The sequence below is a fragment of the Curtobacterium sp. 8I-2 genome (assembly GCF_902506155.1).
Taxonomy (GTDB): Bacteria; Actinomycetota; Actinomycetes; order Actinomycetales; family Microbacteriaceae; genus Curtobacterium; species Curtobacterium poinsettiae.
Genome location: NZ_LR732826.1, coordinates 55480 through 78750, shown reverse-complemented (window position 1 = coordinate 78750; position 23271 = coordinate 55480). Strand labels below are relative to the sequence as shown.

Genomic DNA, 23271 nt, shown 5'->3' with positions numbered 1-23271 from the left:
CACAGGCCGGGAGGCCCGGAGCACCCTCCACAGGACCGGTCACGCCCGCCGCGTGACCGGTTCCGTGCTGTCAGGGTTCCGGCATGGACATCGGCTGGATCAGTGCGCTCGTGTCGGTCACGAGCGCGTCCGTCGCGCTGGGTGCGCTCGTCGCCTCGGTGCTCGACGGGCGCGCAGGACGGCGAAATGCAGAGTTCTCGGTGCACCGCGACCTGTGGTGGCAGCGTTGGTCGTGGGTCGCCGACCGGGCGACCTCGGACGACGAAGGAACGCGCGCGGCCGCCGGTGTGATGGCAGCTGCGCTGGTGAGCCGCAGTTGGACGACCGCGGACGACCGCTGGGTCGGCCGGGCGCTCGACGACCTGACCGCAGCGACGATCGAAGGAGCGAACGATGATCTCGAAGCTGAGTGACAAGGACTTCAAGCGCTGGCTCGACGGACGTGAACTGACGACGCCCGCACTGCTGGCAGACCCGCACTACGGGCCCATGATGCGGGCGAAGGGCGCCGAGGAAGAGCTCCGTCAGGCGCGGATCGAATGGCGCGAACGGCAGGAGCGCGCACGAGCGCGGAAGCTCAAGGACGAGGCGTCCTTCGGTGAGGGCTGAACCGACGCCATGCGAGCCTGCCACGCTGGGACCGTGACCGAACTCGTCATCCCGGCCCCGAGCCTCCCGACCGTGCCCACGACGACGGGCGCGCGGTTCCCCGTCCGCCGTGTGTTCTGCGTCGGCCGGAACTACGCGGCGCACGCCCGCGAGATGGGCCACGACCCGGACCGCGAGCCGCCGTTCTTCTTCACCAAGCCGGCCGACGCCGTCGTGGTCGACGACGCCGACACCCCGTACCCGCCCCTGACCCAGCAACTGGAGCACGAGGTCGAGCTCGTCGTCGCGATCGGCACCGGCGGCGCGGACATCGCCGTCGCCGGTGCCCTCGCCCACGTGTGGGGCTACGCCGTCGGCATCGACCTGACCCGCCGTGACCTGCAGGCCGAGGCGAAGCGACTCGGGCGCCCGTGGGACACCGCGAAGGGCTTCGATGCCTCGGCACCGATCGGCGCGATCACCCCGGCGGACGCGGTCGATCCGACCAGCGGCGCGATCGAGCTGACGGTGGACGGGGAACTCCGGCAGGCGGGCGACCTGGCCGACCAGATCTGGTCGGTCGCCGAGACGATCGCGGCGGTCTCGCGGTCGGTGTCGCTCGCGCCCGGCGACCTGCTGATGACCGGCACCCCCGACGGCGTCGGCGTGCTCGAACGCGGCTCGGTGCTCATCGGCACGATCGCCGGTGTCGGCGAGGTCCGGACCCGGATCGTCTGAGCCACGTGTCGCCGATGTGTCGACGGGCTGGGAGCCTTCGCAGGCAGCACGGGTAATCCTTGGGCATCGTCGCGGGTGGGGCCCGCGGCGGACACGGGGCGGCGCATCGCGACGGGGCGACGCGGACACCCCGGGACTGCCGGAGGTACGACCGTGCTGGAACACGACCTGCTCGCCACGTCCTGGACGTGGGCGGGCGACGAGAGCGTCCGCGACCGCGTGCACGCGGTGGGGTCCGCCGGGTTCGCCGGCCTGTCACTGTCCCTCGACGACCTGCACGAGGTCCGTGCCACGACGGGCTTCGCCGAACTCCGCCGCATGCTCGACGGGGCCGGCATCGTCTGGGTCCAGCTCGGACCGCTCGACCGGTGGTGGACCTGCGCGAGCCGCACCCAGGACGAAGACGCCGATCGCGGGGTGGTGCTCGAGGCCGCCGCGACCCTGAGCGCCTGGCAGGTGGTGGTCCGTGCCGACACTTCGTTGCCCGGAGCCTCCCCTGCGACGATGGCCGACGACTGGGTCGCGCTCGCCGACCAGGCCGAGGCCGTCGGGGCGCAGATCGTGCTCGAGCCGGAGCCGTGGTCCAACCTGCCCACGATCGAACGGGCCGCACGCTTCGTCGCCGCTGCCGGGCACCCGAACGGCGGGCTGCTCCTCGACGCCATGCACGCGCTCCGCGGCGGTTCGACCCTCGCGTCGATCCGGCAGGGCGTCGCACCGGGGGTCCTCGCAGCCGTCGAGCTGAGCGACGGACTGCTGCACACCCCGAGCGGGATGACCCTGGCCGAGGAGTCCCGGACCGCGCGGTACCTGCCCGGTGCCGGAGCGTGGGACCTGCCCGGCCTCGTCCGGACGGTGCGTGAACTCGGGTTCGACGAGCCGTGGGGCGTCGAGGTCCGGACCCCGGCGCACCGTGCGATGCCCGTCCGTGACGCGCTCCGCACCGCCGTCGCCGCCACCCGTGCGGTGCTCGACGCCGCTGACGCCTTCGGTGCCCCGGCTGCCCCGGCGATGCCCTCGACGCCCGCACCGACGTCCGCCGTCGACTTCGAGCCGCCGCAGACCGGCCGCCACGACCCGACGAACGGTGCGCGACGTCGGGACGCCGACACAGGGACGCCCGCGTAGGTTGCTGGGCATGACCGATCAGGCAGCACACGACGACGACCTGCTCCGCCGTTCTCAGGAGTCCATCGACGAGGCCAAGGCCGCCGCGGCCGAGGTCGTGGAGCCGGACGAGGACGCGCTCATCGACGAGGACGCCCCCGTGGCCGACCACGCGGAGCCCGCCGACGGACCCGCCCCCGCGGCGTGAACCGGTACTGACCCGGTACTGTCCCGAAAGCACTCCCCACACCGACGGAATCGCCGGGCGACCATCCAGGTCGCCCGGCGATTCGTTCGTCTTCGCGTGTGACGATCCGCTCACTCGGTGCGTCCCACCAGTGGACCCACCGGTTGCGCTGCTGCGCGCCCGGTGCGGGGCCGTGCGGCCGGTCTCCCTGAACCGGCTGGCCGCGTGCCCCGGCGGCGGTCCGTGCGCTCCCTGATCCAGCGTGCGGGCCGTCGGGTCCGCCGACCCGTTCCGCCACCACGGAGCCGCCGGGCCGCCGCGCGGGTCAGGCCACCGTGCTCGTCAGTCGTCGTCCTCGTCGGCGAGGAAGTCCGCGTACCGGACCTCGGTCTCCGTGGTGCTGCTGCGCGGTTCGACGATCCGCTGCGACAGGTCGTCCCCGGTGATCGCGACGCGTTCTGCGGCCGTGAACGGCGGCAGGTACTTGCTCGAGTTCATCCCCTGAGCCCCCTTCGTCTCGGCGAACGTAACAGTCCGTGGCCGGACCCCGGCGTCGTTGCCGGAATCGTCCCCCGCCCGAGCGTCGCACGGGGGACGGAATTTCGCCAGGGGCGGACCCATGCGGATGCATGCGCCGGCCGCGGCCGGCCAGCGCGTCAGGACTCCCGCACGACGTCGTCCGGGTCCTTGTCGACCCGCCATCCCCGCCACGACGGTTGCCGGAGCCGCCCGTCACCCGTCCACTCGGCGAACTCGACCTCGCCGACGCGCTCCGGCGTGACCCAGTGGGCGTCCCGCGCGTCGGGCCGTGGGACGTCGACGAACGGTGAGGTCTTCCGTGCCAGTGGTGCGAGGACATCGCCGATCTCGTCGAGGTCGCGGTCGCGGAACCCGGTGCCGACCTTGCCGATGTACTCCAGTCCGTCCGGGCCGGGTACCCCGAGCAACAGCGATCCGATCCCGCCGGCACGCCGACCGCTGCCCGGCTTCCAGCCGCCGACGACGACTTCCTGGGTGGCGTGGTGCTTGCGCTTCAGCCAGGCTTCGGACCGACGGCCCTCGGCGTACTTCGACGACCGCTTCTTCGCGACGACGCCCTCGAGGCCCTGCTCGCGCGAGGCGGCCAGCACCGCGTCGAGTTCACCCTGCACCGCCGGCGGCACGTCGATCGCACCACCCGGTTGCACGACGGTCTCGAGCGCCTGGCGCCGGGCGTCGTACCCGAGCCGAGTCAGCTCGTGCCCGTCCGCCTCGAGCACGTCGAAGAGCAGGAACCGGACCGGGGTGGTCTCCTGCGCGCTCCGGACCTCACGCGCCTTCGTCAGCCCCATCCGGTTCTGGAGCCGCTGGAACGACGGTCGGCCGCGGTCGTCGACGGCCACGATCTCACCGTCGAAGACCCCGTCGACCCCGGCCCGCTCCCCCAGTTCCTGCAGTTCCGGGTACTGCGCCGTCAGGTCGTTGTCGTTGCGGCTGCGCACGGTGACCGATCCGTCGCGGACGGTTGCGAGCGCCCGCACCCCGTCCCACTTCATCTCGAACGCCCAGTCCGCCGGGTCCAGCCGGGTCTCGCCCTTGTCCAGGGTCGCCTGCATCGTCCGGCGCTCCGACGGCGGGGTCTCGGCGTCCGCCGCCCGGGTGATCCGTCGCCGCCCGTCGGACCCGCCGGGTGCGGTGCGCGCCACCGCCGGCCCGGCACCGCTGCCGCCGTCCGCCAGCCGTTCGGGTTGTTCCTTCGTGCGGTGGATGAGCCAGTTCTTCTCGTCGCCCCCGCCCCGGCCGCGGGTGTGCAGCAGCGCGAGGCGGCGAGCGCCGCCGGTCCGACCGTGCAGGGTGACGATGACCTCCTGCCCCTCGCGCCACTTCTCGAGCTCGTAGGTGCCGTCGTCCCAGATCGTGACCGTGCCACCGCCGTACTCGTCCTTCGGGATCGTGCCCTCGAACGAGCCGTACTCGAGCGGGTGGTCCTCGGTCTGCACGGCCAGGTGGTTCTTGCCGGGGTCGGTCGGTTCACCCTTCGGCAGTGCCCAGCTCACCAGCACGCCGTCGTGCTCGAGCCGGAAGTCGTAGTGGTCACGGGTGGCGTGGTGCTCCTGGATGACGAAGGTCGGTGTGCCGTCCTTCCGCACCGTCGGGGCACCTTCCGGCACGGGTTCCGGCGTCTTCGAGGCGTCCCGCTTGGCCCGGTAGGCGGCGAGCCGGTCGCGGGCGGGCTGCTCGGCGTCGTTCGCCCGCTCGGTGCGGTCGCTGTCCCAGTGACCGTGGTCGTCGCGCCCGACGGCCAGCGAGGCGGAGGCGACCGGGTGCAGGAAGTCCCCACGGGCCTCCAGGCGTTCGAGGACCTCGTCCAACGTGAGCTGCGCGAGCCCGCGTTCCTCGAGTTCCTTCCAGGTGCGTGGTGCCGCGACCGTCGGCCGTTCGCGGCCGCGCAGCGAGTACGGGGCGATGGTCGTCTTGTTGCCGTTGTTCTGCGACCAGTCGACGAAGACCTTGCCCGTCCGCTCGGCACGGCTCATCGACGACAGCACCAGGTCCGGCAGGTCCGTCTCGAGGGCCTTGGCCAGCTCGTGGGCGACGTCGGAGACCTGCGCCGTCGTCGCCTTGCCGTCGAGGGCCGCGTACAGGTGGATGCCCTTGGAGCCGGACGTCACCGGGTACGGGTCGAGTCCCATGCCGTGCAGGATCTCGCGCGCGGCCACGGCGACCTCGACGCACTCGGGCAGCCCGACGCCGTCACCGGGGTCCAGGTCGAGCACGAGCCGGTCCGGGTGCTGCTGCGCACCGCGGGGACCGAACCGCCACTGCGGGACGTGCAGTTCGAGCGCGGCCTGCTGCGCCATCCACACCAGGGTCGGCAGGTCGTCGACGATCGGGTACTCGTTGTCGTGCTCCGAGTGGTGGATGGTGTGGTGCCGCACCCAGTCGGGGGCCGAGTCGGGCAGGTTCTTCTCGAAGAAGACCTTGCCGTCGACGCCGTTGGCCCAGCGCTTCCGGGTCACGGGGCGGTCCTTGACGTGCGGGATCATCCACGGCGCGACCCGCTCGTAGTACTCGATCACCCGACCCTTCGTGGTGCCGGTCTCGGGGTAGAGCACCTTGTCGGTGTTCGTGAGCGCGAGCCGACGGTCGCCGACCAGGACGACGGTCTTGCGCGAGGCGGGACTCACAGCGCCACCCCGGTCGCTCCCGCCACCGTCAGGGTCGTGCCGGACGTGTACGACGACTCGGGCCCGGCCAGGTAGACGTAGGCGCTGCCGAGCTCGACGGGCTGGGCGGGACGCCCGAACGGGGTGTCCTGGCCGTACGCCGCGATCTCGTCGCCCGGGTAGCTGATCGGCTGCAGGGGCGTCCACACCGGCCCGGGCACCACCGTGTTGGCACGGATGCCCTTGCTGGCGAGCTGCCGCGCGAGCCCGTTCGTGTACGTGATGATCGCGGCCTTCGTCGCGGCGTAGTCGATCATGCGGTCCTGCGGCTGGTACGCCGACACCGAGCTGGTCGTGACGATCGAGCTGCCCGGCGCCATGTGCGGGACGGCAGCGCGGACGAGCCAGAACAGCGAGTACAGGTTGACCTTCATCGTCCGGTCGAAGTCCTCGGTGCTCTGCTCGGTGACGTCCTGGTGCACCTGCTGGTGGCCGGCGACCAGCACGAGCGCGTCCAGGCCACCGAGCTCGCTGACGGCGTCCTGCACCAGGACGTCGCAGAATGCCTCGTCCGTCAGGTCGCCGGGCAACAGCACGGCCTTGCGCCCGAGGTCACCGATGACGTCGCGGACCTGTTCGAGGTCCTCGCGCTCCTCGGGCAGGGCGTTCAGGGCCACGTCGGCGCCCTCCTTCGCCATCGCGATCGCCGCGGCGCGCCCGATGCCGGAGTCCGCGCCCGTGACGAGCACCCGGTACCCGCGCATCCGCCCGGTGCCCAGGTAGCTCGTCTCGCCGTGGTCGGGGGCGGGGTCCATCGCACTCGCCAGCCCGGACCCCTGCTGGGTCTGCGCGGGGAACGGCGGACGGGGGAACTGGTCGCGCGGGTCCTGCTTGTCGAGCTGGCTCATGGGCCCATCGTGCTCGCGCCGGCCTCGCGGCGGTCCAGCGAACCGGACATCCGTGGAACGATCCCCCGGACGGCGGACCTGTGGAGGAACCGTCGGCTCCGGGCACGCACGCGTGCGGGCGGGCATCATGTGCGCATGAGGTCGATCTGGAAGGGCTCCATCGCGTTCGGGCTCGTCAACGTGCCCATCAAGGTCTACGCGGCCACCGAGACGCACGACGTGTCCCTGCACCAGGTCCACGACGACGACAAGGGCCGCATCCGGTACAAGCGGGTGTGCGAGTTCGGCCACGAGGTCGAGTACGCCGACATCCAGCGCGCCTACGACGACGGTGACAAGACCGTGGTGCTCACCGCGGACGACTTCAAGCAGCTCCCCGAGGAGCAGTCGCACGAGGTCGAGGTGCTCGAGTTCGTCCCCGTCGAGCAGGTCGACCCGATGATGTTCGAGAAGACCTACTACCTGGAGCCCGACTCGCGCTCGCCGAAGGCGTACGTGCTGCTGCGCGAGACCCTGGCGAAGACCGACCGCCTGGCGATCGTGCAGTTCACCCTGCGGCAGAAGACCCGGCTCGGGGTGCTCCGGGTGCACGACGAGGTCATCCTGCTGCAGGGGCTGCTCTGGGGCGACGAGGTCCGCGCCGCCGACTTCAAGACCCTCGACACGACGGTGAAGGTCAGCGCCAACGAGCTGAAGATGTCGTCCTCGCTCGTCGAGAGCATGTCCACCGACTTCGACCCCGACCGCTACACCGACTCCTACCAGGAGGAACTGCAGCAGCTGATCGACGCCAAGCTCGAGGCGGGCGACGACATCGACACCGAGAAGACCTTCGGCGCGCAGGACGACGAGGACGACGACGACGAGGGCGGTGACGTGCTCGACCTGATGGCCGCCCTGCGTGCGTCCGTCGACAAGAAGCGGACAGGAGGCTCGGGGTCGCGTTCGTCGTCGGCCGCACGGTCGTCATCCGGTTCCGGCTCGGGCACGTCCGGCTCCGGCAGGAAGGCGCCGGCGAAGAAGGCGCCCGCCAAGAAGGCCGCGGAGAGCACGACGGAGAAGGCCACCGCGAAGTCGGCGCCGAAGAAGGCACCGGCGAAGAAGGCCCCGGCCAAGAAGCCCGCCGCCAAGAAGCAGGCGAGCTGACCACTCCCGGGTCAGGCCGCGGTCGACCCGCCGCCTGCCAGGTGCTCGAGCGTGGTGAACACCTCGGCGTACTGCTGGCGGAGCGCCGCCCACCCGGCGCCGGTGTCGATCGACTCCGGGTCCTCGACGTGCACCGCGTACCCGTACTGCGCCCGCGGGACCGGGTCACCCGGCAACCGGAGCTCCTGGGTGAACGCGCCGCTCGCGGCCTCGAAGGTCAGGGTGTGCGATGCGATGTTCCGGCCCCAGTCCGCGGACGGCCACGACATGAACGCGACGTGCCGCATCCCCTCGGCGGGATCGGTCGCCGAGACGTAGCAGCCGTGGTGGTCCTCACCCGGGGACAGGATCGTGTACGTGCCGTTGTCCCGGTAGACGAGCAGGGCCTCGGCGAAGGGCTTCGGCGCGTACATCGCGGTGTAGCGCAGGGCGTGGACGAACTGCGGCCGCCCCAGCGGGACCGTCACGAGCGCGCTGCGGGCCGGCCCCTCGTTGGCTGGCGCCTCGCCCGGGGTCGACGCCGCTGCACCTGCCGGCAGGTGGGCGACGTAGAGCAGCTCGGCGTCCTCCGTGCCGGTGCTGCGGCCGTCGTGCACGATGCGCGGCTCCTCGACCAGGGCCTGCCCCGGCCCGACGACCCGAGTGGCCTCTTCGGTGACGTGCGTCAGCGCACCGCGCACCACGAGACCCGTCTGGCGTGCGTCGTGCTGGTGCCAGCCGGTCGACGCACCCACCGGGAGCGTCAGCCGCCGTACCTCGTACGTGCCGCCGTCGGGCCCGTCGACGGTGGCGATGAGGGTGGTGGTGGGCTCGGGGTGGGGCATCGGGGTCCTCTCGGTGGTGCGTTCGCCAGATGATCGTCTTGCACCCACCTGGGACGGTGGTCGAAGGACGACGCGGATCCGTTCAGCCGGCGCGCGAGGCACGTGTCACGAGCCGGAAACACGGGTCCGCGACACTGGGCACATGACTCCAGAAGAGCCTGGGGCCTTGTCGTCGCCACCCGCGACCGATGGCCCACCCGTCACCGTCTCCGTCACCCGCCTGGTCGAACCCGACCGCATCCCCGAGGCCACCCGCTGGGTGCAGTCCGGGGTGAACCTGGCGAACCGCTACCCGGGCTTCCTCGGCTCCGGGTGGGTGCGTTCCCGGGCGCAGTCGCGCGAGTGGCACATGCTCTACCGGTTCGCCGACCACGACTCCCTGGCGACGTGGGAGAACTCCGACGACCGGCTGCGGTGGCTCGACCTGGGCCGTGACCTGGTGGTGGAGTCCCGCGTCGAGAAGCGCACCGGCATCGAGGGGTGGTTCGACGTCCCGCAGGACGCTCCGGCCTCGAGCGCTCCCCCGCGGTGGAAGCAGTCCGTGAGCATCTGGCTCGGCTTCTTCCCGGTGAACCTCGCCTTCACGTACCTGATGGCCTGGCTCGTCCCCGCGTTCGCGCACGTCGCGATCCTGCCCCGGGTGCTCATCACGACCGTCGTGCTCACGCCGATCATGACGTTCTGGGTGCTGCCGTTCGTGACGAAGCTGATCCGTCCGTGGCTGCTCGCACCGCCGAAGCAACCGCAACAGCAACGGCAGCAGCCGGTCCGGCAGCCGCGCGGCTAGATCGACGGGTCGCTACGGGGTCCCGAGCACCGACAGCTGATCGAGCCGCTCGAGGATGACGCCCTCGCGCAGTGCCCACGGGCAGATCTCGAGGGCCGGCAGGTCGAAGATGTCCAGGCACGCCTCGGCGACGAGCGCGCCGGGCACCACCTGGTGTGCGCGGCTCGGTGAGACACCGGGCAGCGCCGCGAGCTCGTCGACCGACATCGTCAGCAGCTCCGGCAGGCGCTGCCGCAGCACCGCGCCGTCGAGCGCACGGGGCACGAGTGGTCCGGCGGCGGACGGCGCGGCCCCGCAGACGCGGGCGATCGACCGGAACGTCTTCGACGTCGCCACGGCCCGGTCCGGACGCCCCGAGCGGAGCAACCGTCCGGCGTCACGGGCGATCTCCACGCGGATCTCGTGCCGGATGCGGCGGACGTCGTCCTCGGTCGGGGTGCCGGCCGAGAAGTAGGAGCGCGCCAGCCGGGCGGCACCGATCGGCATCGACCACGCGACGTCCGGTGCCTCGTCGGCACCGCCGGCGATCTCGAGCGAGCCCCCGCCGATGTCGAAGACCGCCAGGCGACCGGCGGACCAGCCGAACCAGCGGCGCACGGCCAGGAACGTCAGCCGGGCCTCGTCCGAGCCGGACAGGACGGCCAGCTCGACCCCGGTGGAGGCCTCGACGTGGGCGAGCACGGCCTCGGAGTTGCCGGCGTCGCGCACCGCCGAGGTGGCGAACGCGAGCATGTCCTCGCAGCCGCGCTCCTCGGCGACGCGGACCGCGTCGGCGACGAAGGTGGTCAGGGCGTCGATCCCCTGCTGGGTCACCGCGCCCGAGTCGTCGAGGTGCTCGGCCAGCCGCAGCGGCTGCTTGAACGAGGACGCCGGCAGCGGCGCAGCGCCGCCGTGGGCGTCCACGACGAGCAGGTGGCCGGTGTTGGACCCGATGTCGAGGACTCCCACGCGCATGGACCCAACGCTAGTGGGCCGCGCAGTCACCCCACGGCCAGGAGGCGCGGGTCACGCCCGCAGGAACGCCTCCAGCTCGGCGGTGGTCGGGTACGAGGCCTGCGCGCCCGGCTTGGTCGCGGCGTACGCCCCGACCCCCACCGCGAACCGGGCGGCGTCGACGAGGGTGTCCCCGGTGGCCAGGCGCAGCGCCACCGCACCCATGAAGGCGTCGCCGCAGCCCGTGGTGTCCACCGGCTCGACCCGCACGGCGTCGATCGACACCGGCTCGGCACCGCGATCGTGCACGACGCAGCCGGCACCACCACGGGTGACGATCGACCGCGCGACACCGTGGTCCCCGAGCGCGGCGGCCTCGTGCTCGTTCACGAGCAGCACGTCGGTCAGCTCGAGCAGTTCGGCCGGCACCGCGCCGAAGGGCGACAGGTTCGTGAGCACCGTGACCCCGGCGGCGTGCGCAGCCCGGGCGGCGGCGAGGACGACGTCGATCGACACCTCGAGGCAGAGCCCCAGCACCGTGGCGTCGGCGAAGGCGTCGGTCGGCACGTCCTCCGGCGTCAGCGTGCCGTTCGCCCCGGCGGAGATCACGATGGTGTTCTCGCCTGCGGCGTCGACCGTGATGACGGCGGTGCCGGTCGCCGTTCCCTGACGGACGGCGACGTGCGTCGTGTCGACACCCGCAGCCGCGACGGAGTCGCGGAGCAGCGCACCGTTCCCGTCGTCACCGACCGCACCGATCATGCGCACCGTGCCCCCGAGCCTCCCGGCAGCCACCGCCTGGTTGGCGGACTTGCCGCCGGGCAGGATCGCGAGGTCCGAGCCCTGCAGGGTCTCACCGGGCTGGGGGAAGCGCTCGGTGCGGACCACCAGGTCCGCGTTGAGCGACCCGACGACGACGATGCTCTCGGTCAACGGACGGTCTCCTTCTGCGGGGCGACGGACGTGGTCTCGGCGCCCTCCGGACGGGGGATGAGGAACGAGATCGCGAGCGCGACGGTCGTGATCGCGGCCCCGAGCAGCATGCCACCGGAGTACCCGGCGGTGCCCGCGGAACCGCCGACGCCGAGCGCGATCTGCAGCGCGGGCAGGACGGCGAAGCTGACGCCGGCGCCGAGGTTGAACGCACCGGCGTTCAGGCCGGGCAGGAAGCCGGGGTTCGACTCCGGCGACAGCACGATGCCCAGGCCGTTCAGGATGATGTTCGCGATGCCGGCGTAGGTGATGCCGATCAGCACGGTCGCGGTGACCAGCACGGGCAGGGAGTGCACCCCGACGAGCGCCATCAGGACGGTCGAGACGATGCTGCCGATCAGGCCGAAGCGCAGGACAGCGCGGTACCCGATGGTCGGGGCGAGGCGCCCGGCGAAGGGTCCGACGATCCAGCCGACCAGCGCGTACGGGGTGAGGAACACGAGCGAAGCCAGGTCGGGCTCCATGCCGAAGCCGGCGTCGCCGTTCTGCGCGAGCGACGTGACCAGGCCGTTGACGACCGCGAACACGCCCGTCATCGTCAGGAACGTCGTCGCCAGGAGCGCCCAGGTCGCACGGCGTTTCAGGAACCGGGTCTCGACCAGGGGTTCCCGCACCCGCGACTCGACGGCCCAGAACACCGCGAAGGCGACGAGCGCGACGACGACGCCACCGACCACGAGCACGGGGTTCGCCGCACCGAGCTTGCCCGCCTCGTTGAACGCCGTCAGGAGCGCGCCGACGCTCACCACCAGTGGGACGACACCGATCCAGTCCATCCGGGTGCCGGCGGAGGGCTTCGACTCGACGCCCCAGACGGCGACCAGGAACAGGGCGAGGACGGTGACGACGGCGATGACCCAGAAGATCCCGCGGAACCCGAAGTTCGTCGCGATCCACCCGCCGGCCAGGGCGTCGACGCCCGCGATGCCGCCGTTCACCGCGGTCAGCAGCCCGAGCGCGGCGCCGTAGCGCTTCGGGTCGCTGATCTCGTTGCGCAGGACGAGCAGGCAGATGGGGACGACCGGACCCGTGACGCCCTGGATGATCCGGCCGGCGAACAGCATCGGCACGTTCACCGCGAGCGCGGCGACGATGCTGCCGACGAGCATCACGGCGAGCATGCCGAGCAGCACGCGCTTGCGACCGACGATGTCGGAGAGCCGCGGCAGGAACAGCGAGAACAGCGCCGCGAGCGTGAAGTACAGGGTCTGCGACAGGCCGATGGTGGCGTCGTCGGTGTGGAGCTCGCGCGCCATCGTGACGAGCGCGGGGCTGAGCATGCTCGCGTTCAGCTGGAACGCGATGCACGCGGCGAGGAGCGCGGCGGTGAGGGCGCCGATCGACTTCTTCGTCGAGGTGGTGGTCATGGGGTTCAGTGCTCCGGGGTCGTGGTGATGCCGGCTTCGACGGCGTCGGCGGCGGCACGAGGGGTCCAGCCGGTGTCGGCCGTCTCGCCGATGCGCTCGAGCGCGTCGACGACCAGGTCCCAGAACCGGCCGTGGTCGAGCTCCATCGCGGCGCTCGTGCGGCAGTCCTCGGGCGCCGGGGCGCGGAAGTCGGCGACGGTCATCCCGAGGGTCAGGGCGCCCTGGGTCTCGACGTGGATCGGGACCTTCACGGCACGGACGATCGTCGGGTCGATCACGTAGGCGACGGCGCAGGGGTCGTGCACCGGCGGGGCGTCGAAGCCCTGGGCGTCCTTGTAGGTCTGCCCGAAGAAGTCGAGCAGCTCACCGACGAACGCGGCGGGGGCGGTGCCGACACCGGCGATGCGCGCGGCGACCTCGGGGGTGGCCAGGGCCTGGTGCGTCAGGTCGAGACCGACCATCACGACGTCCCAGCCGGCCTCGAACACGATGGCCGCGGCCTCGGGGTCGATGACGATGTTGAACTCGGCGACCGGGCTCCAGTTGCCGACGTGCACGCCGCCGCCCATGAGCACGACCTGCTTGACGCGCTCGACGATGCGGGGCTCCTTGCGGGCGGCGAGGGCGATGTTCGTCAGGCCGCCGGTCGGCACGAGAGTGACCGTGCCGGGCTCGTGCGCCATCACGGTGTCGATGATCAGGTCGACGGCGTGGCGCTCGTCGAGGTCGAACGACGGCTCGGGGAGCATCGGGCCGTCCAGGCCGCTCTCGCCGTGGATGTCCGGGGCGACCTCGATCTGACGCAGCAGCGGGCGGGCGGCACCGGCGGCGAACGGCACCCCGGTGATGCCGGCGATCCGCGCGACGGCCAGGGCGTTGCGGGTGACCTTCGGCAGGGTCTGGTTGCCGACGACGGTGGTCACGGCGAGCAGGTCGATCGCCGGGCTGCCGTGGGCGAGCAGGAGCGCCACGGCGTCGTCGTGGCCGGGGTCGCAGTCGAGGATGATCTTCGCGGCGGGCTGGGTCGCATCGGGCACGCTGGGCGCTCCACTTCTTCGGGGAATCGAGGTGAGTGCTCGACGTGGTGGGGATCCACGGGCCGGCAGAACGCTGGCGACGCGGCGCGTCAAGCGTTTGACATCGAAACACGTCAAACGCTTGACGTCAAGTTCGAGCACCGCGCTCGCTAGCATCGACGGGTGCCCTCCCCCGCCGCCCCGAGCCGTCGTGTGACCGCTGCGATGGTGGCCGAGCGTGCGGGCACGAGCATCGCCACGGTCTCCCTCGTCGTGAACGGCAAGGACCGCGGGCGGGTCTCGGCTCCCATCGCCGCGCGGGTCCGCGACGCCGTGGACGACCTCGGCTACGTCGTCGACCACGCCGCGAGTTCCCTGGCGCGCGGCAGCGGTGACCTCGTCGTGTTCATCGCCCCCGACCTGTCGAACCCGTTCTTCGCCGAGGTCATCCGTGGGGTCCGCGACACCCTGGGCGACCGGTTCCAGCTCGTGCTCTCCGTCACCGAACGGGGCGCGCAGCCCGTCGCGGCCGACGTCCGGCGCTTCGAACGGCTCCGGCCCGCCGGCATCCTGGTCGATGCCCCCGCCGCCGACGAGCCGATGTCGGCGAGCGTCCCCGTGGTGCTGCTCGACGCCCCCGGTGGCCCCGAGGCCGTCAACTACGACCTCTCCACCGGCGTGCACGAGCTCGTCGCACACCTGCACGACCAGGGGCACCGGCACGTGGGCTACCTCGACGGCACCTCGCGGGCGGCGACGTTCGGCGTGCGCCGCGACCTGTTCGAGCAGGCCTGCGCAGACGCCGGCATCACCGTCTCCGAGGTCACCGCCCGTGCCGACCTGACCGTCGAGGCCGCGGCCTCGGCCACCGAGCACGTCATCGAGGCCTGGCAGGACGACGACGTCACCGCCGTCGTCGCGGCCGCGGACACCCTGGCCTACGGGGTCCTGCGGGTCGCTGGCGCGCTCGGCATCGCCGTCCCCGGCGCACTCGCGGTCGCGGGCTTCGACGACCTGCCGTCGTCGTCGGTCACCGCGCCGGCGTTGACGAGCGTGGCACTGCCCGGCGCTGACCTCGGTCGGGCTGCGGCACTGCGACTCCTCGCGACGCTCGACGGCACGGCCGCCGAGCCCGCGGCCCTGCCGACACGGCTCGTCCCGCGCGCGAGCACCGGCGCGTAGCGCCGGGCGACCGCGACCTCACGCGCTCAGCGACGGCGCACGCGCGCTGGAACGCGTGAGGTGTCGCCCGGCACGAAACGCCGGCTGCGGCCGTGAGCGCGACCGGACGACCGACGGGAGGCGCGGCACCAGCTGGCACCGCGCCTCCCGTCAGCACGCCGTCGTCTCCACAACGCGCCCCGCGATCCGCTGGACGCCGCCGAATCCGGCGGCGTCTCGCTCAATCCGAGGCGTCCCGGCGGGACGCCGGCGTCTCACCACCCGACGAGACGGACTCCGACCCCGCCGTCCGGGCCGCGCGCTGGGCCCGCTCGAGCTCGTCGGCCTCGTCACCGCCGACGGCCTCGCCACGGGCGACCATGCCGGCCGTGTCGGACAGTGTGATCTGCGGCAGGAACAGCGCGAGCAGGAACGCCACCGCGATGAACGGCAGCAGGTACCAGAACACCGGTGCGAGCGAGTCGGCGTAGGCGTTCACGACGCCGTCCTGCACCGCCGGCGGCAGCCCCGCGACGGTCGACGGGTCGATGCTGCCCGCCGACGACGCCGCATCGGTCGCCGAGCCACCGGCACCGCGGAACACGTCGGTCAGCGACGTCGTGAGCCGCGCGGTGAAGAGCGCGCCGAAGACGGCGGTGCCGAGGGAGGCACCGACCTCGCGGAAGTAGTTGTTCGTCGACGTGGCGGTCCCGACCTGCTCGGCAGGAACGGCGTTCTGCGCGACGAGGACGACCACCTGCATGATCAGGCCGAGCCCCGCACCGAACACGAACAGGTAGGCGCAGATGAGCCAGATCGGGGTGTCCGCCGCCAGCTGGGTCATCGCGAGCATCGCGATGGCCACCAGCACCGTGCCGACGATCGGGAACATCCGGTAGCGGCCGGTCTTGGTGATCAGGACACCCGATGCGATCGACGTCCCGATCAGGCCGGCCATCATCGGCAGCATCAGCAGGCCGGAGACCGCGGCCGAGGTGCCCGAGGCCATCTGCAGGAACGTCGGGACGAACCCGATCGCCGCGAACATGCCGATTCCGAGCACCAGGCCGATGCCGGTCGCCAGCAGGAAGGTGCGGTTGCGGAAGAACGACAGCGGGAGCACCGGGTCCTGCGCGCGGGACTCGACGAACACCAGGAGCGCTGCCGAGACGACGAGACCGGCGAACCAGGCCCAGGTCTCGGGGGCATCCCAGCCGTGGTCCTTGCTCCCGCCGAACTCCGAGAAGAACACCAGGCACGTGGTCGCCGCGGACATGAAGAGCACCCCGAGCACGTCGATGCGCTTCGTGGCCTTCTTGTTCGGCAGGGTCAGCGCGAACCACGCCACGAAGAACGCCGCGATGCCGACCGGGATGTTGATGTAGAACGCCCAGTTCCAGGTCAGGTGGTCCACGAAGAAGCCACCGAGCAGCGGGCCGCCGATGGCGGACAGACCGAAGATCGCACCGAGCGGACCGAGGTACTTGCCGCGCTGCGACGCCGGCACGATGTCCGCGATGATCGCCTGCGACAGGATCATCAGGCCACCGCCACCGAGTCCCTGCATGGCACGGAACGCCACGAGCTGCGTGAAGTCCGTGGCGAACGCGCACCCGGCCGACGCGATGGTGAACAGCGCGATGGCGATGAGGAACAGGTTGCGACGACCGAGGACGTCGCCGAACTTGCCGTAGACGGGCATCACGATGGTCGAGGCCAGCAGGTACCCGGTCGTCAGCCAGGCCTGGTGCGCGACGCCGCCGAGTTCCCCGACGATGGTCGGCATCGCGGTGGAGACGATGGTCTGGTCGAGGCTGGAGAGCAGCATCCCCGCGATCAGGGCGGAGAAGATGATCCAGATGCGACGCTGCGTCAGGAGCAGCGGTCCGTCGGAGCCTGGGCGGGCACGCTTGGTGGTGCCCGGCGCGGTGGCGCTCATGTGGTGTGTTCCCGTTCGGTCGTGGTGACCGCCCTGAGCAGGCGGAGGTTCTCGGTGAGCAGCGCGTCGAACGTCGGCCCAGTGGCCTCGTCGAACGCGTCGTCGAAGTACTCGGTCGCGGTGACCTTGAGGAGCGCCGCCGCGGTCTCGGTGACCAGACGCGGTCGGCGGTCGGCGGGGTCGTCCCACCCGAACCGCCGTCCGAGCGCCACGGTGACCCGGGCGAGCTGCACGTCGGTCGCCGACAGGAACCGTGCGACGAGCGCCGGCTCCCGCTCGAACACCCGGCGGACCAGGGCTTCGTCGGCGCGGGCGATGCCGACCCGGTGGAACTGGTCGATGGCCAGCGCCACGATCGAGTCGAGGGGGTCGAGTCCCGCGGGGACGATGCCGCCCGCGGCGTAGGCGTCGATCGCCTCGACGTCGGCGTTGAGCTCGATGCCGAGCACGGCGTCGTCCTTCGACCCGAAGTGGTTGAAGAACGTGCGGCGCGACACTCCGACGGTCTCGCAGAGCTGCTCGATCGTGAAGCCGTGCAGCCCGTGCTCGACCGTCGCCCGACGCGCCTCGCCGATCATGCGTCGGCGGAGCGCGCGGGTGCGTTCGGTGGTGCTCACCGAGCAAGAATTGCACTCTCGTGGTGAAAGTGCAATGTGGACCGGGTCGAGTTACAGGGTCTTCTCGAAGCAGAACGACCACGGCATCGTCGCGGCGTAGGGCTCGTAGACGTCGATCTGGTCCCAGCCGGTCTTGCGGTAGAGCGCCACGGCGTCGGGCTGCTTGTCTCCGGTCTGCAGGATGAGCCGCGGGGCACCGAGTTCGCGACCGACGCGCTCGCACTCGTCGAGCAGTGCGGTGGCCGCACCCTTGCCGCGCGCGGACGCCAGCACGATGAGGCGCTTCAGCTCGACCTCGTCCCCCAGACGCCGGACGGCGATGTGCCCGACCGGTTCGCCGGACTCGTCGACGGCCAGGATCGACGTGACGACTGTCGACGGATCGACGCTCAGCGCACGGCTGCGCTCGGCGGTGACCGCCGGGTCCTCGCCGGCGTTCGCCGACCCGTAGCGCTCGTGCATCTCGTCGTCCATGCGGGCGCGGAGCACCACGCTGCGGGGGTCGTCCCAGGACACGCGTTCGATCGTGATCACGAACGTCGATCCTGGCACGGGCGACCGACGTCGCAGAAACCGAGGACGGCCGTCGAGCACGACCGGCGCCACCCGTCAGGCGCGCCGCCCGTCAGGCGCGCCGACCGAGTGCCGCGAGCGGACCCTCGCCGGCGCGGAACGCCGCGAGCACGGCCGCAGCGTCGTCGTACACCTCGGCCGCTCCGGCACCGCGGAGTTCGTCACCGCCGATGCCACCGGTCATCACGCCGACGCACGTCACCCCCACCTTGCCGGCGGACTCGACGTCCCACATGGCATCCCCGACCATCACAGCGTCGTCAGCGGAGACACCGACCTTGTCGAGCGCCACCCGGATGATGCCGGGGTCCGGCTTCGCCTGCTCGACGTCCTCGGAGCTGGTCTCGGCGGTGACCCACTCGCCCGCGTCGAGCAGGTCGCGCAGGCGGGCGAGTTCGTGCTCGGGGGCGCTGGTCGCCAGGACGACGGCGTGCCCGGCCTCGGCGACGGCCTGCAGGAGCTCGCGCGCACCCGGCAGCAGCCGGAGCCGCGGCATCTGCTCGGCGTAGTAGGCGGTGTGGAACTGCTTCGCGGTGTCGCGGGTCTCCTGGGACGCGTCCGGCAGCAGCGTCTCGAGCAGCTTCGCCGAGTCCATGCCGATGGCGCGGTGGATGCGCCAGGCGTCGACGGACTCCCCCGCCGCCAGGAACGCTCGCCACCACGCGTCGATGTGCGCGTAGTTCGAGTCGGCGAGGGTGCCGTCGATGTCGAAGAGGACTGCTGTCGTGGGTGCGTCGGCCATCCCTCCATGCTGCTCGGGAGGCCCGGATCGCCTCCCAGGGGCAAACCGCGTCCGTCAGAGGGTGATCGTCTCCCCCGCGGGCAGGATCAGGACCGGGACCGGCCCGAGACCGTCTGGCCCGAGGAAGCGCGCGGCGGACTGCTGACCGAGCTCGCTCAGCATCGCCTCGTGGATCTGCACCGCCCGCTCGGGTGCCACGGCGCGGACGTAGTCGACGGCCTGGGCGGTGTTCGTCCAGGGGCCGCTCGTCGGCAGCAGCAGGGTCGGCACCGGGACGCCGGGCTCGAGGTACGCGTCGCCCGGGTGGAACACCGCGTCGTCCACCAGGTAGCCGACGTTCGCGGTGGACGGGATGTCGGGGTGGATGACCGCGTGCTGCTCACCGAAGACCCGGACGGAGAACGGTCCGACGGTGATCGTGTCACCGGCGTGCACCGCTGCGACGCGTCCGTGGTGTTCGCCGAGATGCTCGACGACGGTCTCCGGGCCGCGCACGACGAGGTCGGGGTCCGCGGCGAGTCCCGCACGGAGCGCGTCGATGTCGAAGTGGTCGGGGTGGTCGTGCGTGACGAGGACGCCCGCGGCACCGCGGACGAGGTCGACGGCCTCGGGCGTGAAGACCCCGGGGTCGATGACGAGGGTGACGCCGTCCTGCTCGAGGACGACGGTGGCGTGGTTGTACTTCGTCAACTCCATGCCGTCGACCGTACAGCGGTGTTGTAGAAGTCCTGCTGTGCCGGAGGTGCGGGCGCGTTCAGTCCGCCCGGCGCGCGACCCGCTCGAACAGCTCGGGCAGGCGGCTGAGCAGGGCGCGCTCCTCGGCGTCGGTCTCCTGACGGAGCGCCTCGGCCAGCCAGTCCGTCCGGGCGTCCGTGTCGTGCTGCAGCGCGGCCCGGCCGGCGTCGGTGATCCGGATCACCGTTGCCCGCCGGTCGGTGTCCGACGCGGTCCGGTCGACGAACCCGAGCCCGGCCAGTTCGCCGACCGTGCGGGACTGCCCCTGGTGCTTCACGCCCCGGCGTCGCGCGAGTTCCGCGATGGTCATGGGGCCCTCACGCTGCAGGAACCCGAGGGTGGTGGCGTGCGTGGCCGGCAGCGCGTCCGCCTCGCGTCGTGCGGCGCGCACGAGGCGTCCGATGGACTGCCGCAGTTCGGCGGCGAGCGCGTCGATCGGGTCCATGCCCGGAACGCTACCGCGCGGTGATCGGCGGGCCGGGACAGTGGGGGACGCGGTCCGACAATCCGCACAGCTGACAGCCGGTTGGATCGATGGATGCCCCGTGTCTCGGTCGTGATCCCCGTGCGGGACGACGCCGTGCACCTGCGCCGGTGCCTCACCGCCCTCGCGGTCCAGACCCGGCCCGCCGACGAGGTGGTCGTGGTCGACAACGGCAGCACCGACGACAGCGCGGCGGTCGCCCGGGGCGCCGGTGCGGTCGTCCTCACGGAACCGGTGCGCGGGATCGCCCGGGCGTCGGCGCGCGGCTACGACCGTGCATCAGGGGACGTCATCGTGCGGCTCGACGCCGACTCCGTCCCACCGCCGTCCTGGATCGCCGACGCGGTCCGGTTGGTGGCCGACCCCGAGGTCGTCGCGGTGACCGGGCCGGGCCGGCCTCGTGGCGGTGGCCCCGTGGTGCGACGGCTGTGGGACGCCGTGTACATGGGCCCGTACTTCGTCCTGATGTGGAGCGCGCTCGGGCGCCCGCCGCTGTTCGGGTCCGCCATGGCGATGCGCCGGTCGACCTGGGCCGCGGTCGCCCGCAGGGTGCACCGCGGCGACGCCGAGGTGCACGACGACGTCGACCTGAGCATGCAGCTCGACCCGGCCTGGCGGGTGGTGGCCGACCCCGTGCTCACGGTGCAGGTGTCTGCGCGACCGTTGGCGGGCCTCCCGTCCGTCTGGGTCCGGACGCGACGTGCCTTCCACACGTTCCGCGTGAACGGCCGACGGGCGAACCCGGTGCGCCGGTGGGCGCGACGGCTGCGCGCACGGTCGCGGTCGCCGCAGTGGTGGCGCAGCCGCTGACCGACGGGGTCGGGGGACAACGAATCGGTGACGGTCTCAGCCACCGCGGCCCCCGGTCGGTACGTTCGTGAGCGACGGTCATCACCTGACGCGACCGGACGAAGGGGAACCATGCGCCACACGATCGTGCTCACTGCCCTGGTGGCTGCGGGTCTCGCCCTGACCGGCTGCGCCCAGGCCGGACCGGCCGGACCGGCGAGCGCCACCGCGACCTCCGCAGCCGACCCGACGACGGCGCCGAGTCCCGGCCCCACGAGTTCCGAGGACGCGGACGCGGACGTCGACGTCGACGTCGACACGGCCACCGTCCCGGCCAGCTGCACCGACCTGATCACACCCGGCAAGTGGGACGAGGCGTTCGCTTCGGCACCGCTCAACGACCCGTCGGTCGTCGGCGACCCGATCGCGATCCCGAAGAGCTCGTTCACCCCGGCACTGCTGGGCGACGGCAAGCGCCTGTACTGCGTGTGGCGGGAGCCGCAGGCCGACACCTCGTACCTGTCCATCGCGGTCGACGCCGTCGACCCCGCGGCCGCCCGCGACGCGCTGGAGCAGCTCGCCACGAAGGGCTACGACTGCGACGACGAGTCCGACGGGTTCCTGTGCCAGAAGGTCTCGAAGAACTCGCAGTACCCGGTCACCGACGGCGACACGTACTTCGCGCGGGGCGACATCGGCATCCACATCCAGCAGTCGAACATCGAGACGACCGATCTGCTCGACGACGTCGTGGGGCACGTCTTCACGGACTGACCCAACCGGTCAGCGGGCCGGACGAGACCGCACGTGGGCTCGTTCGCCCTGCGGCCCGTACAGGCACAACACCTCGGTGACGGAGTCGGTCACGTTGCCCATCCAGTGCGGGGTGTGGGTGTCGAACTCGGCGACCTCGCCGGGCCCGAGGTCGAGGTCGTGCTCCCCCAGCACGAGCCGGAGCCGTCCGGACAGCACGTAGAGCCACTCGTAGCCCTCGTGCGTCTTGAGCGACGGTTCGCCACCGGGGGTGTTCGGCGGGAACAGCTGCTTGAACGAGCGCACCCCGCCGGTGCGCTTCGTCAGCGGCACGACGACGCGGCCTCCGTGCACCTCGGGCTTCATGTGCACGCGAGGGTCGCCCGTCTGCGGTGCGCCGACCAGGTCGTCGAGGGGCACCATGTAGGCCCGGGCGAGGCGCAGCAGCAGTTCCAGCGTGGGCTTCCGCTGCCCGGACTCGAGCCGCGACAGGGTGCTCACCGACACCCCCGTCTGTTCGGACAGCGCGGCGAGCGTCACGTCGCGATGGACGCGCAGCGCGCGGAGTCGGGGGCCGACCCCGTCGACGACCTCGGCTGTCGAGCGCGGGGCGGTCGCGTCCCGGTTGCCGTGTCCCATGGCGCCCATGTTGCCATACCGGCAAACTTCGTTGCTGTCGCAGTCGCTCCCGCCGCATGATCAGCACATGCCCGAACACTTCGACGTCATCGTCATCGGCGGCTCGGCCGCCGGCTTGTCCGCCGCCCTCATCCTCGGCCGCTCGCGGCGCTCGGTGCTCGTCGTCGACTCCGGCGAGCCCCGCAACGCGCCGGCGGCCGGCGCGCACAACTACCTCGGCCACGAGGGCGTCGCACCCACCGAGCTGCTCCGCATCGGTCGCGACGAGGTCGCCGCCTACGGCGTCCGGGTCACGGCCGGGAGGATCGTGGCCACGTCCGCCACGACCGGTGACGGTCACGACACGGTCGGCTTCTCGGTCACGCTGGACTCCGGCGCGGTCGTCACCGCACGCAGGCTGGTCGTCGCCTCCGGCGCCGTGGACGTCCTGCCGGAGGTCCCGGGCCTGGCCGAGCAGTGGGGGCGCGGGGTCGTGCACTGCCCGTTCTGCCACGGGTGGGAGATCCGCGACCAGCGGATCGGGGTCCTGGTCACGACGCCGAACGGCGCACACCACGCGCTCATGTTCCGGGCGCTGAGCGAGCGGGTGACCGTGTTCCTGACCGATCCGGCACTGATGGACGACACCGCCCTGGCCGGTTTGGCCGCCCGCGGCATCTCGGTCGTCGAGGGCCCCGTCGCCGCCGTCGTGTCCGAGGGTGACCGGCTGACCGGCATCCGGCTCGGCGACGGTTCGTCGGTCGAACTCGATGCCCTGGCCACGGCGAGCCGGCCCGAGGCACGGGTGGGCTTCCTGTCCGGGCTGGGCCTCACCGCCACCGACCAGTTCATGGGTGACTTCCGGTTCGGGACGGCCCTGACCGTGGACGCCACCGGGCAGACGGCGGTTCGGGGTGTCTACGCGGCCGGCAACGTGACGGCCCCGATGGCGACGGTCATCGCGTCGGCGGCTGCCGGCACCCAGACAGGCGCGGCGGTGCACGGCGACCTGGTGCAGGCCGACCTGGCGGAGGCGCTGGCCGGGGTCGGTGCGGGCGTCGGTGCGGCCGATGTTTCGCGCTGAGCGACAGTCCGTGGGGCCTGGCGGGCGTGCAGTGTC

The 23271-nt window shown here is 72.0% G+C and carries 26 protein-coding genes; 11 read left to right on the top strand and 15 right to left on the bottom strand.

Going from position 1 to position 23271, the window contains the following annotated elements; all coding sequences use genetic code 11:
- The first annotated feature begins 83 nt into the window (after window positions 1-83).
- From BOSE127_RS00435 to BOSE127_RS00415, 5 genes are all read left to right on the top strand, one after another.
- Window positions 84-413 carry a hypothetical protein gene (locus tag BOSE127_RS00435; protein ID WP_017887492.1) on the top strand — a complete coding sequence of 110 codons (330 nt, stop codon included), beginning with the start codon at window positions 84-86 and terminating at the stop codon, window positions 411-413.
- Window positions 394-609 carry a hypothetical protein gene (locus BOSE127_RS00430; RefSeq protein WP_017887493.1) on the top strand — a complete coding sequence of 72 codons (216 nt, stop codon included), beginning with the start codon at window positions 394-396 and terminating at the stop codon, window positions 607-609. The genes BOSE127_RS00435 and BOSE127_RS00430 overlap by 20 nt, the downstream gene beginning before the upstream one ends.
- A 33-nt stretch (window positions 610-642) precedes the next feature.
- Complete coding sequence (locus BOSE127_RS00425) at window positions 643-1326, top strand: fumarylacetoacetate hydrolase family protein (protein ID WP_017887494.1); 684 nt, start codon at window positions 643-645, stop codon at window positions 1324-1326.
- A 153-nt stretch (window positions 1327-1479) separates the two neighbouring features.
- Complete coding sequence (locus BOSE127_RS00420; protein ID WP_017887495.1) at window positions 1480-2454, top strand: sugar phosphate isomerase/epimerase family protein; 975 nt, start codon at window positions 1480-1482, stop codon at window positions 2452-2454.
- Between the two features lie 10 nt (window positions 2455-2464).
- Window positions 2465-2641: a hypothetical protein gene (locus BOSE127_RS00415; protein ID WP_017887496.1), complete on the top strand. Its 177-nt coding sequence runs from the start codon at window positions 2465-2467 to the stop codon at window positions 2639-2641.
- 321 nt (window positions 2642-2962) lie between these two features.
- Here the strand turns inward: BOSE127_RS00415 and BOSE127_RS00410 are convergent, their stop codons facing one another.
- The 3 genes from BOSE127_RS00410 to BOSE127_RS00400 form a co-directional block, all read right to left on the bottom strand.
- Window positions 2963-3118 (bottom strand): hypothetical protein, encoded by a 156-nt coding sequence (locus BOSE127_RS00410; protein WP_017887497.1) that lies wholly within the window; start codon window positions 3116-3118, stop codon window positions 2963-2965.
- A 158-nt stretch (window positions 3119-3276) separates the two neighbouring features.
- On the bottom strand, window positions 3277-5787 hold the full coding sequence (locus BOSE127_RS00405; RefSeq protein WP_159555944.1) for an ATP-dependent DNA ligase: 2511 nt from the start codon (window positions 5785-5787) through the stop codon (window positions 3277-3279).
- Window positions 5784-6674 (bottom strand): SDR family oxidoreductase, encoded by an 891-nt coding sequence (locus BOSE127_RS00400; RefSeq protein WP_017887499.1) that lies wholly within the window; start codon window positions 6672-6674, stop codon window positions 5784-5786. Before BOSE127_RS00400 ends, BOSE127_RS00405 begins: the two co-directional genes overlap by 4 nt.
- A 135-nt stretch (window positions 6675-6809) precedes the next feature.
- On the opposite strand from BOSE127_RS00400, the gene ku reads away from it, so the two are divergent.
- Window positions 6810-7820: a non-homologous end joining protein Ku gene (gene ku, locus BOSE127_RS00395; protein ID WP_140449207.1), complete on the top strand. Its 1011-nt coding sequence runs from the start codon at window positions 6810-6812 to the stop codon at window positions 7818-7820.
- An 11-nt stretch (window positions 7821-7831) separates the two neighbouring features.
- On the opposite strand, the gene BOSE127_RS17250 is transcribed toward ku, so the two are convergent.
- On the bottom strand, window positions 7832-8644 hold the full coding sequence (locus tag BOSE127_RS17250; protein WP_236559463.1) for a cupin domain-containing protein: 813 nt from the start codon (window positions 8642-8644) through the stop codon (window positions 7832-7834).
- A gap of 142 nt (window positions 8645-8786) precedes the next feature.
- Here BOSE127_RS17250 and BOSE127_RS00385 point away from each other — a divergent pair, with 142 nt between their 5' ends.
- Window positions 8787-9431, top strand: coding sequence for an antibiotic biosynthesis monooxygenase (locus BOSE127_RS00385; RefSeq protein WP_071251780.1), 645 nt, complete (start codon window positions 8787-8789; stop codon window positions 9429-9431).
- 12 nt (window positions 9432-9443) lie between these two features.
- Here BOSE127_RS00385 and BOSE127_RS00380 read toward each other — a convergent pair whose 3' ends face one another.
- From BOSE127_RS00380 to uriH, 4 genes are read right to left on the bottom strand one after another with little or no spacing between them, the layout of a single operon-like run.
- Window positions 9444-10385, bottom strand: coding sequence for a Ppx/GppA phosphatase family protein (locus tag BOSE127_RS00380; protein WP_056073155.1), 942 nt, complete (start codon window positions 10383-10385; stop codon window positions 9444-9446).
- A gap of 51 nt (window positions 10386-10436) precedes the next feature.
- Window positions 10437-11297, bottom strand: coding sequence for a ribokinase (locus BOSE127_RS00375; protein WP_140449204.1), 861 nt, complete (start codon window positions 11295-11297; stop codon window positions 10437-10439).
- Complete coding sequence (gene uriT, locus BOSE127_RS00370; RefSeq protein ID WP_140449203.1) at window positions 11294-12724, bottom strand: uridine transporter UriT; 1431 nt, start codon at window positions 12722-12724, stop codon at window positions 11294-11296. The genes BOSE127_RS00375 and uriT overlap by 4 nt, the downstream gene beginning before the upstream one ends.
- Before the next feature lie 5 nt (window positions 12725-12729).
- Window positions 12730-13761, bottom strand: coding sequence for a uridine-preferring nucleoside hydrolase UriH (uriH, locus tag BOSE127_RS00365; RefSeq protein ID WP_071251777.1), 1032 nt, complete (start codon window positions 13759-13761; stop codon window positions 12730-12732).
- A gap of 162 nt (window positions 13762-13923) precedes the next feature.
- Here uriH and BOSE127_RS00360 point away from each other — a divergent pair, with 162 nt between their 5' ends.
- Window positions 13924-14922, top strand: a complete 999-nt coding sequence (locus tag BOSE127_RS00360; protein WP_040419828.1) for a LacI family DNA-binding transcriptional regulator — start codon at window positions 13924-13926, stop codon at window positions 14920-14922.
- 220 nt (window positions 14923-15142) lie between these two features.
- On the opposite strand, the gene BOSE127_RS00355 is transcribed toward BOSE127_RS00360, so the two are convergent.
- The 6 genes from BOSE127_RS00355 to BOSE127_RS00330 all read right to left on the bottom strand — a co-directional run bounded on the left by BOSE127_RS00355 (window position 15143) and on the right by BOSE127_RS00330 (window position 19952).
- Window positions 15143-16840 (bottom strand): MDR family MFS transporter, encoded by a 1698-nt coding sequence (locus tag BOSE127_RS00355; protein WP_017887508.1) that lies wholly within the window; start codon window positions 16838-16840, stop codon window positions 15143-15145.
- Window positions 16837-17457 (bottom strand): TetR/AcrR family transcriptional regulator, encoded by a 621-nt coding sequence (locus tag BOSE127_RS00350; protein WP_017887509.1) that lies wholly within the window; start codon window positions 17455-17457, stop codon window positions 16837-16839. The genes BOSE127_RS00355 and BOSE127_RS00350 overlap by 4 nt, the downstream gene beginning before the upstream one ends.
- A 51-nt stretch (window positions 17458-17508) precedes the next feature.
- Entirely contained in the window at window positions 17509-17991 is a 483-nt protein-coding gene (locus BOSE127_RS00345; protein ID WP_231564055.1) for a GNAT family N-acetyltransferase, read from the bottom strand.
- Window positions 17992-18082: 91 nt separating this feature from the next.
- A complete protein-coding gene (locus BOSE127_RS00340; RefSeq protein ID WP_042538317.1) occupies window positions 18083-18772 on the bottom strand; it encodes an HAD family hydrolase in 690 nt (229 codons plus the stop codon).
- Window positions 18773-18826: 54 nt separating this feature from the next.
- On the bottom strand, window positions 18827-19468 hold the full coding sequence (locus BOSE127_RS00335) for an MBL fold metallo-hydrolase (protein WP_159145922.1): 642 nt from the start codon (window positions 19466-19468) through the stop codon (window positions 18827-18829).
- A gap of 58 nt (window positions 19469-19526) precedes the next feature.
- The gene (locus BOSE127_RS00330; RefSeq protein ID WP_042538313.1) at window positions 19527-19952 is read right to left on the bottom strand and encodes a MarR family winged helix-turn-helix transcriptional regulator; all 426 of its coding nucleotides are present in this window, start codon (window positions 19950-19952) and stop codon (window positions 19527-19529) included.
- A 93-nt stretch (window positions 19953-20045) separates the two neighbouring features.
- Here BOSE127_RS00330 and BOSE127_RS00325 point away from each other — a divergent pair, with 93 nt between their 5' ends.
- Together BOSE127_RS00325 and BOSE127_RS00320 are read left to right on the top strand one after the other, a co-directional pair.
- A complete protein-coding gene (locus BOSE127_RS00325; RefSeq protein ID WP_042538311.1) occupies window positions 20046-20801 on the top strand; it encodes a glycosyltransferase in 756 nt (251 codons plus the stop codon).
- 111 nt (window positions 20802-20912) lie between these two features.
- Complete coding sequence (locus tag BOSE127_RS00320) at window positions 20913-21554, top strand: hypothetical protein (protein WP_071251775.1); 642 nt, start codon at window positions 20913-20915, stop codon at window positions 21552-21554.
- Between the two features lie 9 nt (window positions 21555-21563).
- Here BOSE127_RS00320 and BOSE127_RS00315 read toward each other — a convergent pair whose 3' ends face one another.
- Window positions 21564-22181, bottom strand: coding sequence for a helix-turn-helix domain-containing protein (locus BOSE127_RS00315; protein ID WP_056073188.1), 618 nt, complete (start codon window positions 22179-22181; stop codon window positions 21564-21566).
- A 58-nt stretch (window positions 22182-22239) separates the two neighbouring features.
- Here BOSE127_RS00315 and BOSE127_RS00310 point away from each other — a divergent pair, with 58 nt between their 5' ends.
- Window positions 22240-23235, top strand: coding sequence for an NAD(P)/FAD-dependent oxidoreductase (locus tag BOSE127_RS00310; RefSeq protein WP_056073190.1), 996 nt, complete (start codon window positions 22240-22242; stop codon window positions 23233-23235).
- Window positions 23236-23271: the final 36 nt, after the last annotated feature.